We start from the raw sequence: 15,142 nt of genomic DNA, 5'->3' as shown, positions 1-15,142 counted from the left end.
CGAAGGGCCTGCCGGGGGCCACGGGCCCCCGGCAGCGGCTCACCCCGACAGGGCTTGCCGCGCCTCTTCCTCGCTCATCGCGTCGATCTCCTGGACCAGCAGGTCCTCGACGGCCTCGGCCAACTCCGCGACGGTGCCGCAGCCGAACACGACCCGGATCGGCACCTCCACCTCCAGCATCGCCCGCAGCCGCGCCGCGACCCTGGTGGTCATCAGCGAGTGCCCGCCGAGCTCCAGCAGGTCGTCCAGCACGCCGACGCGTTCGAGGCCGAGCACCTCGGCCCAGACCTCGGCGACCAGCGCCTCGCTGTCGCTGCGCGGGGCGGTGTGGTCCGTCCCGGCGACGCGGTCCGGCTCGGGCAGCGCGGCCCGGTCGAGCTTGCCCCGGGAGGTGAGCGGCAGCTCCGCCAGGCGTTGCCACCGGGTCGGCACGAAGCCCTTCGGCAGCCGGGCCGCGGCGTGCGCGCGCAGCTCGGCCGGGTCGGCGGGTCCGGTGAAGTACGCCACCAGGTCCTCGCCGCGGGCGGCCACGGCGACCTGGCCGGCGCCGGGGTGGGCGCGCAGCGCGGCCTCCACCTCGCCCGGCTCGATCCGTACCCCGCGGACCTTGACCTGGTCGTCGAGCCGGCCCAGGAACTCCAGCAGGCCGTCGGACCGCCACCGCGCCCGGTCCCCGGTGCGCAGCCGCCGCGCGCCGGGGGCACCGTACGGGTCGGGTTCGAAGACGGCGGCGGTCCGCCCGGGCAGCCCGGCGTAGCCGCGGGCGACCCCGGCGCCGCCGATGGCCAGCTCGCCCGCCGCGCCCGGCGGCAGCGGCTCCCCGCGGGCGTCCAGCACCCGCACCGACGTGGCCGGCAGCGGCCGCCCGATCGGCGGCGGCCCGCCCGCGGCGGTCGCGTCCAGCTCGGCCCAGGTGGCGATGACCGTGGCCTCGGTCGGTCCGTAGGTGTTGAGGAGCCGGGCGCCGGGGCCCTCGCGGTGCCAGCGGGCCACGGCCGCCGCGTCGGCCTGCTCGCCGCCGAGGATCACCAGCCGCAGCGCGGGCGGCCAGGCCACCTCCGCCGGCGACTCGACGAGCCGGTGCCAGTACGCGGTCGGCAGGTCCAGCACGGTGATCCGCTTCCCGTCGGGACCGGCGAGCAGGTCGGGCAGGCTCGCGGGGCCGTCCGGCAGCGGCAGCACCGCCGCCCCCGAGGTGAGTGCGGGGAAGATCTCCTCCACGTGGGTGTCGAAGCCCAGCGACGCGAACTGCACCACGTGGTCCCCGGGCCCGAGGCCGTACTCCCGCCGCATCCACCCGACCCGGGCCGCCACGGAGCCGTGCTCGACGAGCACCGCCTTGGGCAGCCCCGACGACCCCGAGGTGGTCATCACGTAGGCGACCCCGCCGGCCGGGGTCCCCTCCCCCACCGCGCGCACGCCGTCCGCGCCGATCAGCCAGGCGGCGCCCGCGGCGGCCAGGGCGTCGGCGTGCCGGGCGGGCGGGTCGGCGGGGTCCAGCGGCAGGTACGCGGCGCCGGCCCGCCACACGGCCAGCAGTGCGGCGATCACCTCGGCGGACGGCGCCAGCCGCACGGCCACCACGTCGCCGTCCCGCACGCCGCTCTCGCGCAGGGTACGGGCGATCTCGCCCGCCCGGTCCCAGAGCGCCGCGTACGACACCACCTGGTCACCGCAGCGCACGGCGACGGCGTCCGGCATGGCGCGGACCACGTCCGCCACCTGGTCCAGCACCGTGCCCTCGACCGGCTCGACGGGGCCTTCGGCCATCGCCGCCATCGTCTGCTCGTCCTGCGCGGCCCAGACGGGCAGCCGGGAGACGGGCGTGTCCGGGCTGCTCACGGCTCCGGCCAGCAGGGTCAGGTAGCGGTCGGCGATCGTGGCCACCTCGCCGGCGTCGAACACCGCGCCGTCGTACCCGAAGCTGATCGACAACTCGTCCCCGGCGGGCCAGACCTCCACCACCAGGTCCACGACGATCTGGTCGTGGCCGCCCGCGTAGTGCGTCATCCGGACGCCGCCGTATACGCGCTCCCGTTCGGCGGCGTAGTCCTGCATCATGAAGACGGTCGGCAGCAGGTTCTCCACGCCGCGCGCCAGCCGCTCCAGCAGCGGCGCGGGCCGGCCCATCGCCTCCAGCGTCACCTTCCGGACCCGCCCGAGCAGTTCGGCGAAGGTCGGATCGCCGGTGAGGTCGCCGCGCAGCGGCAGGGTCTGGGTGAGGTTGCCGACCATCCGCTCCAGCTCGACCCGGTCCCGCCCGGCGGTCACGGTGCCGACCACCAGGTCCCGCTGGCCGCTGTGCCGGAACAGCAGCGCCTGGTAGGCCGCCATGAGCACCTGGAACGGGGTCGCCCGATGGGCCACGGCCACCCGCTCCACCTCGGCGAGCAGCCGCGCGCCGAGCGTCACCCGGTGATACCCGCCCTCCCGGACGGCCGCCCGGGGGCCGGGGCGGGCGAAGGGCAGCTCGGTGACCGGGAACCCGGCCAGCGCCCCGGCCCAGTACGGCATGGCCTTGTCCGCCCGGCGCCGCTGCCAGCGGGCGTAGTCGACGGGCTGGATCGGCAGGCCGGGCAGGCGGGCGGGGCGGGACTCCACGGCGGCGGCGTAGAGCTCGCCCAGGTCGTCGAGCATGATCTCCAGGGAGTGCCCGTCGGCCAGGATGTGGTGCAGCGTCAGGCACAGCACGTGGTCGTCCGGGGCGGCCTCGATGACGGCGATCCGCAGCGGGACCCCCGCGGCCAGGTCGAAGGCGGCGTGGGTGCGCTCGGCGACCAGAGCGGCCACCTGCTCCCCCGCCGCCTCCAGCCACTCGACCGGGGGAGCCCAGCCGGCCGGTCCGGCCACCGCCCAGGGCGTGCCGTCCTCCTCCACGAAGGCGGTCCGCAGGTTGTCGTGCCTGGCCACGAGCGCCTGGATGGCGGCGGTGAACGCGTCGCGGTCGAGCCGGCCGCGCAGACGCCGTACGAGGTACATCGTGTACGAGGCGTCTCCGGGTTGCAGCCGCTGGAGCATCCAGAGCCGCTCCTGCACCGGCGACAGCGGCGCTTTCACGAGCCGGCCGCCAAGTCGTCGAACAGCCCTTGGCGCTCCTCGTCGCTGAGGCCGTCCAGCTCGTCGCGGAGGGCGGCGACGTCGGTCAGGCTGAGCTCGGCGTCGCCCAGTTCGTCGAGCTGGGCGGCGAACCCGGCGATCGTCGAATACTCGAACAGGGCCACGATCGGCACCTCGAGACCGTACCTGGCCTGCACCCTGGCGATGATCTGGATCGCGGCGATCGAGTGACCGCCGAGCTCGAAGAAGTCGTCGTCGGCGCCGATGGGCTCGGTGACGTCGAGCACGTCCGCCCAGATCTCGGCGAGCTCGGACTCGACCCCGGCGGCCGGGGCGGTGTAGGACGCGGTGCCGTCGCGCGTCCACGACGGGGCGGGCAGGGCGGCCCGGTCGAGCTTGCCGTTGGGGGTGAGCGGCAGGGACGTCAGGGTCGTGTGCCGGACCGGGACCATGTAGTCGGGGAGCGTGGCGCCCAGCCGCTCGCGCAGCGCGGCCCAGTCCACGTCGTCATCCCGCGGGACCAGGTAGGCCACCAGACGGCCGTCCCGGACGGCGACCGCGGCGTCCTTCACCTCGGCCGACGCGCGCAGGGTGGTCTCGATCTCGCCGAGTTCGATGCGGAATCCGTTGACCTTGACCTGCTGGTCGGCGCGGCCCAGGTACTCCAGCCGGCCGGTGGGCGTGATCCTGGCCAGGTCGCCGGTGGCGTACATGCGGGCGCCGGGGGTGCCGGCGTGCGGGTCGGGCAGGAAACGCGCGGCCGTCTGGCCGGGCAGCCCGTGATATCCCCTGGCGACCCCGGCGCCGCCGATGTACAGCTCGCCCACCTCGCCGTCGGCGACCGGCGTCCCGTCCTCGTCCAGCAGGTGGAGCGAGGTGCGCCCGATGGCCGAGCCGAGGTCCACGGACCCGGGTCCGGGCCGCACCCGGCCGGCCGTGGACCAGACGGTGGTCTCCGTGGGGCCGTACACGTTCCACACCTCGGCGCCGTCGGCCAGCAGCGCGTCGGCCAGGTCGCGGGGCAGCGCCTCACCACCGCACAGCCGGGTCCTGATCGTCGCGGGCACGCCGCCGGACTCCAGCAGGACGCGCCAGCCCGCCGGGGTCGCCTGCATGATCGTGACGTCCTCGGCGGCGGCCCGTTCGCGCAGCGCCCACCCGTCGGAGGCCTCCCCGCCGGCCGCGATCACCACCCGGCCGCCCGTGTACAGGGGCAGCAGCAGCTCCAGGACCGAGATGTCGAACGACAGCGTGGTGACGGCCAGCCACCGGTCCTCCGGCCCGATCGGCAGCTGCTCGGCGAACGACTCCAGGAGGTTCGCCACCGCCCGATGCGGCACCCCCACCCCCTTCGGGCGCCCGGTGGACCCCGAGGTGAACATGAGGTACGCCAGGCTCTCCCCGTCCGGGAACTCCCCCGGCCCGGACGGCGCGGCGCCGCCGGTCAGCGGCCGGCCGCCGGGCGAGAGCGTGAGCACGGCGGGAGCGCCGTCCAGCAGCGCCGGATCGACGCCCTCCTGGGTCAGCACCAGGCCGATGCCCGCGTCCTCGCGCATCATCCGCAGCCGTTCGGCCGGGAACGCCGGATCCAGCGGCACGTACGCGCCGCCCGCGGCCCACACGGCGAGCACCGCCACGAGCATCCCGGTGGTCCGTTCCAGGCACAACCCGACCGGCGTCTCGGGGCCGACCCCGTGCCCGCGCAGCACACCGGCGAGATCCTCGGCCCGCCGCCGCAGCTCGCGGTAGGTCACCTGGCCGTCGGGGGCGGTCACGGCCACCGCGTCGGGCGCCTTGTCCAGCCACTCGTCCAGGCGGCTCCAGATCGTGGCCCCCGTGTCGTCGATCAAATCCATATCGCCTTTCGGTCTCGCAGGCTGGACGGGCGCGTGTCCGTCCAGACGGTGTCGATGAGGGCCAGGCATTCCTCCCGGTGCCCGGCGCTCATGTGCTCTCCTCGGCGACCAGCAGCGTCTCGACCTCGCCCAGCGTCGCCTCGATCGACTCGCGGGGCAGCAGGGCGGTGTCGGCGAGCAGGTCCAGCCGGCAGGTGTGGGTGGCGGGCCCGACGGTGCAGAACACCTCGGCGTCCACCTCCGGCCAGGCCCCCACGGGGAAGATCCGGCCGGGGGCCGGGTGCCGCGGCAGGTTCGGCCAGCCTGCGGCGGCCCGGACGTCGTTGAAGTAGGCGGTGGGCGGCGCCCCGGTCTCCTCGATCAGCGCCCGCTGGGCCGCCGGGTCGTAGCGGGCGTGCCGGTAGGCCGCCAGCACCCCCCGGTGCGCGGCCCGCACCACGTCGGCGAGCGGCTGGCCCGGGGCCACGTCCAGGACGAAGATGCCGTCCTGGACGAGGGTGGCCACCATGGGCGCCAGCCGGGGGTCGTGCCGGTTGCCCACGATGAGCTGCAGCGCGACCGTGCCGCGGCCGGTCAGCCGCGACAGCAGGGACGCGTACGCGCCGAGCAGCACGCTGCTGGTGCTCACCTCCCAGCGGGCGGCCAGGCCGGTGACCGCCGCGCCGAGCGCCGCCGACTCCATGCCGAGCTTGACGAACCTGGGCTCCTCCGGTGTGCCGGGCGGCGTGGCGAACAGGGGACGGGGCATCCGTTCCAGCGCGGCCCGCCAGTACCGCATGGCCCGCTCGCAGCGTGCCGTCCCCGCCGGTGAGCGTTCCTCTTCGGCCAGGTCGAGCGGCTGCGGCGCGGCCGGCGGCAGCGGCTCGCCGGCCAGCAGCCGCGGCCACTCCCCCGCGATGACGTCCAGGGCCCGCCCGTCCACCGCCATGTGGGTGAACGCGAACGCCAGCGCGCGCGGCCGGCCGCCGTCCATGACGACGGCGCAGCGCAGCGGGAGCTCGCCGGCGTAGTCGAACCCCTTGGCGGCGAGCTCGGCGGCGATCTCCCCCGCCAGGATGCGGGGCCTGGTCCCGGCGGCGTCGATCAGCTCGACCGTCAGCCCGCCCTGCCCGGCGACCCGCTGCACCAGGCCGGCCGGATCCCCGGCCAGGTGGCCGGGGATCCAGGTGGTCCGCAGGCTGTCGTGCCGTGCGAGCAGCCGCGCGAGGGCGGCGAGGACGGCCGGCAGGCCGGGCTTGCCGTGCACCGGCAGGACCCAGGGCATGTTGAAGTACGGGTCGCCCGGGGGCAGCCACTCGGTGAGCCGCCAGATCGCCCGCTGGCCCCAGGTGAGCGGCCCGTCGCCGGACCTGGCGCCGGTGAACTCGACGGTGACGGGGCTGGTCATGACGAGTGGCCCGCCGGCCGGGACAGGTGGTCGACCAGGGCGTCGAGGGTGTCGTGGGCGCCGTCGAACTCGACGTCGACGCCGAAGGTGTCCTCGATCGCGTCGATCAGCCGGATGTAGCCCAGCGAGGTGAGGCCGAGCGCCGTCAGCGAGCAGTCGGCCTCCAGCACCTGTGCCGCGGTGATCTCGCCGTCGCTGGCCTCGGCGATCAGCGCGGCCAGGCGTTCCCTCATCACGCCTCCTCCCGCAGCCGGGCGACCTCCGCCGCGATGCCCGCGGCGGTGGCGTCGTCGATGAACAGCTCGAAGGAGAGCTCCACGCCGAACCGTTCGGTGGTCCTGGCCATGATCTGGGTGATCGTGAGGGAGTGGCCGCCGAGGTCGAACAGGTCGTCGTCGGCCTCCACCTCGTCCAGTTCGAGCTCCTTGGCGAAGATCGCCTGGATCTCCCGTACGAGCTCGGCGTCCGCCGGCCCGCCCTTGACGGCGGTGGCGGCGGCGACGGACGCGGCGGGGACGGGGGCGGGCAGCGGCAGCCGGTCCAGCGGCGCCTCCGGGTCCGCGGCGAGCGCCGCCAGCAGCGCGACGAGGTCGTCGCGGACGCGCTCGGCGCCCGCCCGGTCGAGGAGTGCCGGGTTGTACTGCAGCCGTGCCGCCGTGCCGGTCTGGTCGTCGACGATCTGCAGGTGGAGGGTGTTGCGCACCCAGCCGTTGAACATCATCCACTCCACCGACGCGCCCAGCCCGGGGAAGAGCGGGCTCGTCTCCGGCCGCCGCCGGTAGCTGAGCGACACGGGGGTGAGCGCGGCCCGCGGGCTGATCCCGTCGACGGCCCTGGCCAGCGGGACCTCGCGATGGCGGTACATCCGCCGCAGCTCGGCCCGCAGGTTCCTGGCGGCCTCGCCGAACGTGCCGCCCTCGGGCGTGCCGATCACGGGCAGTTCGCTGACGAAGGTGCCCAGGTGGTCCCGGCTCTGGTCGGTCCGCGTCGACAGGTCCACGCTGATGGCGGGCCGGGCGTTGCCGTACGCGTGGAGCAGCGCCCCGTACGCGGCCAGCACCGCCTCGAACCGGGTGACCTCCAGCCGCCCGGCGAGCCCGCCGAGGTCCTCGACGGCGAAGTCGAGGGCGGCGCCGGGCGCCGCGGCCACGGACACCCCGCTCAGGCCGGGCAGGCACAGCTCGCGCGGGTCCTGCCACCGGTCCGCCCAGTACCGCCGCGCGTCCGGCAGCCGTTCGGCGAGCCTGAGCCGCTGCTGCTCGGTCACCTCCGGGTAGGTCAGCGGCAGCGGGGCCGGTGCCGTTCCCCCGTACCAGGCGGCCAGATCCCGCAGCAGGATGTCCTTCGACTCCCCGTCGAACACCGCGTGATGGGCCTGGAACAGCAGCACGTGCCGCTTGGTGTCCTCCCTGATCAGCGTGAACCGGGCGGCGGGCCCGCCGGCCGGGTCGACCGGCCGGGCCAGCTCCTCCTCGAGGTCGCGGCCGTGGCCCAGGGGCGGCATCGCGCCGGGGACCACGCGCAGCTCGCCGCCGTCCTCGGCGAGCACGCCGCCCAGCACGGGATGCCGGCGCGCCACCTGCGCGCACGCCTCCTCCAGGGCTGCCACGTCGAGCGGGCCGTCCAGCCGGACGGCCAGCGGCATGTGAAAGGCCCGCCCGGCGGCGCCTGCCCGCTCGGTGAGCCACATCCCCTGCTGCGCAGGGGAGGCAGGCCATGATCCGGTCATCTTTCGCCTTCTTTCCGCGCTATCTCCATCGGGCCCGCCGGGCCCGTTTCCATCACCTGGTCCGCCTGCTCGATCAGGTCGCGCAGGCCGGACTTGACGACCTTGCCCGAGTGGTTCCTGGGCAGGCGGTCCACGAAGACGACCCGTTGCGGCAGCTCGTACGAGGCCAGCCGGGTCATGAGGAAGGCCCGCAGCTCCGTCACCTGCGGCGCCCGCGTCCGGGGCACCACGGCGGCGGCCAGCACGGTCCCCAGCACGGGGTGCGGCACGCCGGTGACCGCCGCCTCGGCGACCTCCGGGTGCTCGTGCAGCGCGCCCTCCACCTGCACGGTCGACACCTTGTACGCCCCGGACTTGACGACGTCGCTCTCCCGGTCGACGAGATACAGGTAGCCGTCCTCGTCCAGATAGCCCAGGTCGCCCATCCGCACCCATCCGTCGCGGAAGGTCTGCGCGCTGGACTGCCGGTCCCGGTAGTACGAGCGCGCGGCGGCGGGCGAGCGCAGCCAGATCTCCCCCGTCTCCCCGGTCGCCCGCGGCTCGCCGTCGGGGCCGGTGATCCTCAGCCCGCTGCCGAGCGCCGGCCGGCCCAGGGCCGCGGGCCGCTCCGGGTTGTAGATCATGACGGTCTGGGCGGGCGCCGCCTCGGTCGAGGTGTAGTAGTTCGTCACGGTCGCCTTGGGGAACGCCTCCGCCAGCCGCGCGCACAGCGCCGCCGGCAGGGCCGAGGCCGCCGACCCGAGCAGGACCACGCCGGAGAAGTCGTGCCGTTCGTGCAGCCCGGCGTTCAGCAGCTCCAGGGCCATCGCGGGCACCAGGAACACGGTCCCCACCCGCCGCGACTCGATCAGCCTGGCGAACCTGCCCGGGGTGAAGCGGGCCAGGGTCAGCACCGTCGGCCGCGCGTCCAGCGCGTTGAGCAGCATGACCTGGCCGGCGTTGGTGCCGATCGGGAACGCGTGCAGCAGCAGATCCGAGTGCCCGAACCTGCGGCGGTTGGCCCGGGGGGCGCTGCCGTAGGTGAGGTTGGCGTGGGTGGCCGCCACCGCCTTGGGCCGTCCCGTGGTGCCGGAGGTGTAGAGGATCTGCGCCAGATCCGCCGGACCCGGCGGCTCGGGGTCCTGAGAACCGGGCTCCACCTCCGCGGGCACGGCGCTCCAGTGGTCGCCGCCGGGCGGCGTGGCCGACGCGGCGTGCAGCACGCCGGTCGCCGAGCAGTGCTCCAGCATGTACGCCACCTCGGCCGGCGCGAGCCGGTCGGAGATCGGCACCGCCACCCCGCCGGCGAGCTGCGTGGCGCAGTAGGCCACCGCGAAGTCGAGCCAGTGGTCGGCGCCGAACAGCAGCCCCACCCGGTCGCCGCGGCGCACCCCGCGCCGGACCAGCCCGCGCGCCAGCGCCTCCGCCCGCGCCTGCCAGTCCGCGAAGGTCAGCGTGCCGGCCCCGGCGACCTCCAGCGCGACCCGGCCGGGCTCCTCGGTGGCCCGCCGGGCCAGTAAATCCGGAACGATCATGACTCGCCTTCCGCTCTGCGCTGCAACTCCTGAACACCGACCAGGTCATCGGGCAGCGCGTCGGGAACCTCCCGATCGAACCCGGCCAGCACCCGCACCCGCATCGCGACCGCCACGATCAGCGCGATGACCAGGCCGAAGATCACGTACATCAGCCCGACCCCGCGCCCCTCGCCGGTCCCGAGCAACACCCCCGCCGTGGTGGCCAGCGGCCCGTCGGGCGCCATCAGCGGCTCGAACACCGCGGCTCCGTACGGCGCCACCAGCCCGAACCCGATCGGCAGCGTCGACCAGGCGATGAGCGTGTTGAGCGCGATGACCCGCCCGTGGAACCGCTGCGGCACCTTGACCTGGATGATCGTCGCGTACACCCCGTTGACCAGCGTGAGGCAGAGCGACATCCCGAACGCTCCCGCGGCGATGGCCACCAGGTCCGCCCGCAGGCCGACGAGCACGCAGAACACCGACAGCGCGAGCGTGAACATCAGCACGCCGTGCAGCCGCCGGCGGCTCGGCCCGCCCCACACGGCCATCAGCGCGCCGCCGGCCAGCACGCCGATCCCGCCCGCCAGCGACACCCGCCCGACGTCCTGCAGCGTCGCGAACGACAGCACCAGCGGCGAGATCATCAGGAACAGCGGCGACAGGAACACGTTCAGGACGGCGAAGTACACCAGCATCCCGCGGAAGCCGCGGTTCCCCCAGACCAGCCGCCAGCCGCCGGCGATCTCCGCCAGGACCGTCTCCCGCCGCCGCCACGCCATGCTGCGCGGGAACCGGACGGCCAGGACGATCGCGATCGCGATCGTGTACGACAGCACGTCGATGACCAGGATGCCCTCCAGGCCGATGACCGCCATCAGCCCGACCGCGACCAGCGGCACCGCCACCTGCGCGGTGCCGGTGACCATCTGCACCACCCCGTTGGCGTGGCCGAGGAACCGCTTGGGCACGAGTTGCGGGATGGCCGAGGCGTAGGCGAACCGCTGGAAGGTCAGCGCGATCGACAGCAGCGCGAGCAGCGGGTAGATCTGCCAGATGGCCAGGTTTCCGGTCCACAGCAGCACGCCGAGGATCAGCTGCGAGCTGCCCGCGGCGACGTCGCCGGCGATCATCACCTTGCGCCGGTCGTGCCGGTCCACGATGGCTCCGGCCAGCGGCGCGACCAGCATGCCGGGCAGGAGCGCGAGCACCGAGAAGAGCGCGAAGTCCACCAGGGAGCCGGTGGTCGTGTAGATCCACAGCGGCACGGCGAACTCGGTGAGCGACGCTCCCAGGATCGACACCAGCTGCGCGGCCGCGACCGCCGCGAAGCGCCCCATCCCCGGCCGGACCACCCGCGCCGTGTCATCAGAGTCACCGGAGTCGCCGCCGGCCGGGGCGGATCTGTCGGACACGCCGTCCAGCCACCAGGTCGAGCGGGGGGTGCGGTGCAGGCGCTCGGCCTGTCCGGCGGCGATGGCGCGGTGGGTGCCGGTCACGATGACCGCCAGCTCCTCCGCCCGATATTTCAGGAAATAGTGGCCTGCCTCGTCCAGCACCACCAGAGCCGTCAGCTCCGACAGCACGTGCCATTCGCGGTAGCGCTCCTGATAGAACTCCATCGCCGGATCACGCTCACCGGCCAGCGCGATCACCGGCGCCCGCAGCCGGGCCGCGGACCCCTCGAACAGGCGGGTGAAGTACTGCTCCGCCTGCCGGGTGCCGCGCCGCCGGTTGGCGACCATGAGCTGGAGCTGGTCGCGGCCGACCTCGTCCACGTCCAGGCCGGCTGCCCGCAGGTCGTTGATCCACGCCTGGTCGCCGCGGAGGCGCTCGACGAGATCGGTCAGACCGGCGAGGCGGCCGCGCGGGCGGGCGAAGGGGAAGACGCCGCCCAGGTACACAGCCTCGACCTCACGCCCGGCCTCCTCCAGCCGGCGGGCGATCTCGGCGATCAGCATCACGCCGAGCCCGCAGTGGCCGTACAGGGTGACGGGGCCCTCGACGCCGTCGAGGATCTCCTGGACGCAGCCGTCGGCGACCTCGTCCAGCGGGCGGGCCTCCTCGCCCAGCTCGTGACCGGGCACCGCGATGGAGTACAGCGCCCAGTCGGCGGGCAGCGCGTCCGCGAGCGGCTGGTAGATGACCGCGCTGCCGCCCCCGTACGGCGCGCAGACCAGCGTCGAGGTGGTCGTCCTGGCGGGGGTGAGCCGGTGCAGCAGGCTGCGCGGGCCGTCGGCGGCCGACTCCAGCAGCGCGGCCAGCTCCCGTACGGTGCGGTGCTTGAACAGGTCGAGCACGGTGACGGCACGCTCCGGCGCCACCTGCCTGAGCCGGGCCACCACCCGCATGGCCAGCAGGGAGTGCCCGCCGAGATCGAAGAAGTCGTCCGTGGCGCCGACCTCGGGGACGTCGAGCAGTTCGGCCCAGACCTCGGCGACGGCCCGCTCGGCCTCGGTCCGCGGCGGCTCGTGCCGGCCGGTCGTCTCGGGGGCCGGGTCGGGCAGGGCCGCCCGGTCCACCTTGCCGTGCGACTTCAGCGGCGGCGGCTCGTCCAGCCACACATACCGGGCGGGGATCATGTAGTCGGGCAGCCGCTCGGCCAGCCACGCCCGCACCTCGGCCGTCTCCCGCGGGGCTCCCGGCTCGCCGAGGAGGTAGGCCACCAGCAGGCCGCCGCGCATGTCCATGATCGCCGACGTCACGCCGGGGCAGCGGGCGAGCACCGACTCGACCTCGGCCAGCTCCACCCGGTAGCCGCGGATCTTCACCTGCAGGTCGCGGCGGCCGAGGAACTCCAGGTTCCCGTCGGGCAGGTGCCGGGCCAGGTCGCCGGTCCGGTACATGCGGGCGCCGGGCGGGCCGTACGGGTCGGGTAAGAACCGCTCCGCGGTCAGCGCGGGACGGCCGAGGTATCCCCGGGCCAGCCGGTCCCCGCCCAGGTACAGCTCTCCCGCGACGCCGATCGGCACCGGCTGCAGATGCTCGTCCAGCACGTACGACCGCGCCCCCGGCAGCGGCCGGCCGATGGGCAGCGTCGTCGTCGTGCCGCCGGTGCCCTCGACCGGGTAGGTGGTGACGCCCACCGTCGCCTCGGTCGGCCCGTAGTGGTTGACGACCCGGCACCGCCCGGACGCGGCCAGTTCCTCGGCCCAGTCGCGCGGCGCCGCCTCGCCGCCGAGGATCAGCAGCTCGCGCGGGAGCACGTCGGCCTGTAACGCGGCCAGGTGCGACGGGGTGATCTTGAGGTAGTCGATGCCGGTGTCTCTGACGTACTCGGCCAGTTCGTGCCCCGCCGTGCGCGACGGGATGATGTGCAGCGTGCCGCCGGTCATCAGGCAGGCGTAGAAGACCGTCACCCCGAAGTCGAAGGCCAGCGACTGCAGCAGCCCGTACGAGCCGCCGGGTTCGAGGCCCAGCCGCGCCCGCAGCCCCGCGAGGTAGACCAGCGCCTGCCGGTGCTGGATCTCGACGCCCTTGGGCCGTCCGGTGGTGCCGGAGGTGTAGATGACGTAGGCCACGTCGTCCGGGGTCGCCTCGCGGGTGGCGGGCGCCTCGGGTCCGTCGTCGCCGAGTGCGCCGGCGCCGTCGAGGGTGACCGTGGCCAGGTCGCCGGGCAGCCGCTCCCTGGAGGGCGCGTCGGTCACCGCGATCCGCACCCCGGCGTCCTCCACCACGTACGCCAGCCGCTCCCCCGGATGCTCCGGGTCCATCGGCAGGTACGCCGCCCCGGCCTTCAGCACGCCGAGCACCGCCACGGCCAGCCCGGCCGACTGCTCCAGGCAGACCGCCACCCGGTCTCCCGGCCCGGCTCCGAGGCCCCGTAACCGCCGGGCCAGCCGTTCGGCGCGGGCGTCGAGCTCGCCGTAGGTGAGCGTGACGTCTCCTGCGACCACGGCGGCCGCTCCGGGTTCCTGTCCGGCGATGACCTCGTGCAGCAGCCGGATCCCGGCGGGCGGCGCCGGCTCGGCGACGCCGAGGTCCAGCACGCGCCGCCGCTCGTCCGGGGCCAGCAGCGGCAGCCGGGAGATCGGCAGGCCCGGGTCGGCGACCGCCGCCCGCAGGAGCGTCTCCAGGCAGCCGGCCAGCCGCCGCGCGGTGTCCTCGCCGAACAGCGCGGTGGCGTACACGAGCTGCCCGTGCAGCCCGCCGCCGCCCTCGAAGAGGTAGAGCGCCAGGTCGAACCGGCTGGCCACGGTGGGGATCGGGTACTGCTCGGCGCCGAGCCCGGAGGTGTCGAGGGTGGCGCCGCGGTAGTTCTGCAGCGCGAACATGGTCTGGTACACCGGCGTGCGGCTGACGTCCCGTTCCACGGCCAGCTCGGTGACGAGCCGGTCGAACGGCAGCGCCTGGTGCGCGAAGTCGTCCAGGGCGGCGTCGCGGACCCGGCCGAGCAGTTCGCCGAAGGTCGGGTCGCCGCTCAGGTCGGCCCGCATGGCCAGGGTGTTGATGAACGGCCCGACGATCCCCTCCAGCTCGGGCAGCTCCCGTCCGGACACCGGCGAGCCCACCGCGAAGTCGTCCTGCCCGGCGAACCGGCCGAGCAGCACCTGGAAGGCGGCGAGCAGCGTCATGTACGGCGTGGCCCGGTGCGCCTTGCCCAGCTCCGCGATCGCCGCGGTGAGCGCGGGCTCCACGACGACGTCCACGGCGGCGCCGGTCCAGCGCTGTTCGGCGGGCCGGGGCAGGTCGGTCGGCAGTTCGAGGGCGGGCACGCCGTCCAGCCGGGACACCCAGTGGCGCAGATCGTCGTCGAAGGCCCGACCGTGCTGCCACTGGGCGTAGTCGCCGAACTGCAGCGGCACCGGGGGCAGCTCGCGGCCCGCGTGCAGCGCCAGCAGTTCCTGGAACAGGATGTCGCACGACCAGCCGTCGGTGATGGCGTGGTGCATGGTGAGCAGCAGCACGTGCTCCGGCGGGGCGCCCTGCGACGCGAGCCGCACCAGCAGGGCGCGCAGCAGCGGCGGGCGGGCCAGGTCGAACGGCCGGGCCAGCTCACGATCGATCTCGCCGGGGTCGCCGGTGACGCGGAACTCCACGATCGGTTCCTCGGCGATCACCACCTCGGGGCGGCCGTCCGGGGTGGTCACCAGGCTCGTGCGCAGGCTCTCGTGCCGCCGTGTGAGCTCGGTCAACGCCCCGGCCAGCGCGTTCTCGTCGAGGTCGCCGGTCAGCCGGACGGCGAACGGCACCGTGTACGCGCTGGTGCCCGGCGCGTACTGCTCCAGGAACCACAGGCGTTCCTGCATCGCCGACGGCGGCGGCGCGCTGCCGGGATCTCGGCGCGGGACGCTGACCTTGGCGGCGCGTGCCCGCAGGCGACGCTCCAGCAGAGCCTGCTTGGCAGGTGAAAGGGCGCTCCTGGTCACGCGTCTATCTCCTCGGAACACGCGGTGGTGCCGGTACCCGTATGAGGCCCGCGCCGTTGCCGCCCCGGACCGGGATGTGCTGAAATGCGATCGGCATAGCCGCGAGGCCAGGCCAAGATCGGAGTTTGGGAACGCTCCCACGCCGAGGCTAGGTTTAGCCTCCTTCCAGGTCAAGCACTTGATTCACATTTTCGACTGCTCAGCGTGGTCTAACACCCACCATTCGCGATGTGTGCATGTAGTCAGGT

At 74.5% G+C, this 15,142-nt stretch carries 7 protein-coding genes; all 7 read right to left on the bottom strand.

Going from position 1 to position 15,142, the window contains the following annotated elements; genetic code table 11:
* Positions 1-39: 39 nt before the first annotated feature.
* The 7 genes from AB0J42_RS20550 to AB0J42_RS20520 all read right to left on the bottom strand — a co-directional run bounded on the left by AB0J42_RS20550 (position 40) and on the right by AB0J42_RS20520 (position 14,894).
* Positions 40-3,057 carry a condensation domain-containing protein gene (locus tag AB0J42_RS20550; protein WP_364296614.1) on the bottom strand — a complete coding sequence of 1,006 codons (3,018 nt, stop codon included), beginning with the start codon at positions 3,055-3,057 and terminating at the stop codon, positions 40-42.
* A complete protein-coding gene (locus AB0J42_RS20545; RefSeq protein WP_364296612.1) occupies positions 3,054-4,913 on the bottom strand; it encodes a non-ribosomal peptide synthetase in 1,860 nt (619 codons plus the stop codon). The genes AB0J42_RS20550 and AB0J42_RS20545 overlap by 4 nt, the downstream gene beginning before the upstream one ends.
* 88 nt (positions 4,914-5,001) lie before the next feature.
* Entirely contained in the window at positions 5,002-6,300 is a 1,299-nt protein-coding gene (locus AB0J42_RS20540) for a condensation domain-containing protein (RefSeq protein ID WP_364296610.1), read from the bottom strand.
* Positions 6,297-6,533, bottom strand: coding sequence for an acyl carrier protein (locus tag AB0J42_RS20535; protein WP_364296608.1), 237 nt, complete (start codon positions 6,531-6,533; stop codon positions 6,297-6,299). Before AB0J42_RS20535 ends, AB0J42_RS20540 begins: the two co-directional genes overlap by 4 nt.
* Positions 6,533-8,029, bottom strand: coding sequence for a condensation domain-containing protein (locus AB0J42_RS20530; RefSeq protein WP_364296606.1), 1,497 nt, complete (start codon positions 8,027-8,029; stop codon positions 6,533-6,535). Before AB0J42_RS20530 ends, AB0J42_RS20535 begins: the two co-directional genes overlap by 1 nt.
* Positions 8,026-9,543 carry an AMP-binding protein gene (locus AB0J42_RS20525; RefSeq protein WP_364296604.1) on the bottom strand — a complete coding sequence of 506 codons (1,518 nt, stop codon included), beginning with the start codon at positions 9,541-9,543 and terminating at the stop codon, positions 8,026-8,028. The genes AB0J42_RS20530 and AB0J42_RS20525 overlap by 4 nt, the downstream gene beginning before the upstream one ends.
* Positions 9,540-14,894: an amino acid adenylation domain-containing protein gene (locus AB0J42_RS20520; RefSeq protein WP_364296602.1), complete on the bottom strand. Its 5,355-nt coding sequence runs from the start codon at positions 14,892-14,894 to the stop codon at positions 9,540-9,542. Before AB0J42_RS20520 ends, AB0J42_RS20525 begins: the two co-directional genes overlap by 4 nt.
* Positions 14,895-15,142: the final 248 nt, after the last annotated feature.

Source organism: Nonomuraea sp. NPDC049649, from assembly GCF_040675175.1.
Taxonomy (GTDB): Bacteria; Actinomycetota; Actinomycetes; order Streptosporangiales; family Streptosporangiaceae; genus Nonomuraea.
Note: the sequence above shows the minus strand (reverse complement) of the source record. Positions and strands in the feature narration are given on the sequence as shown.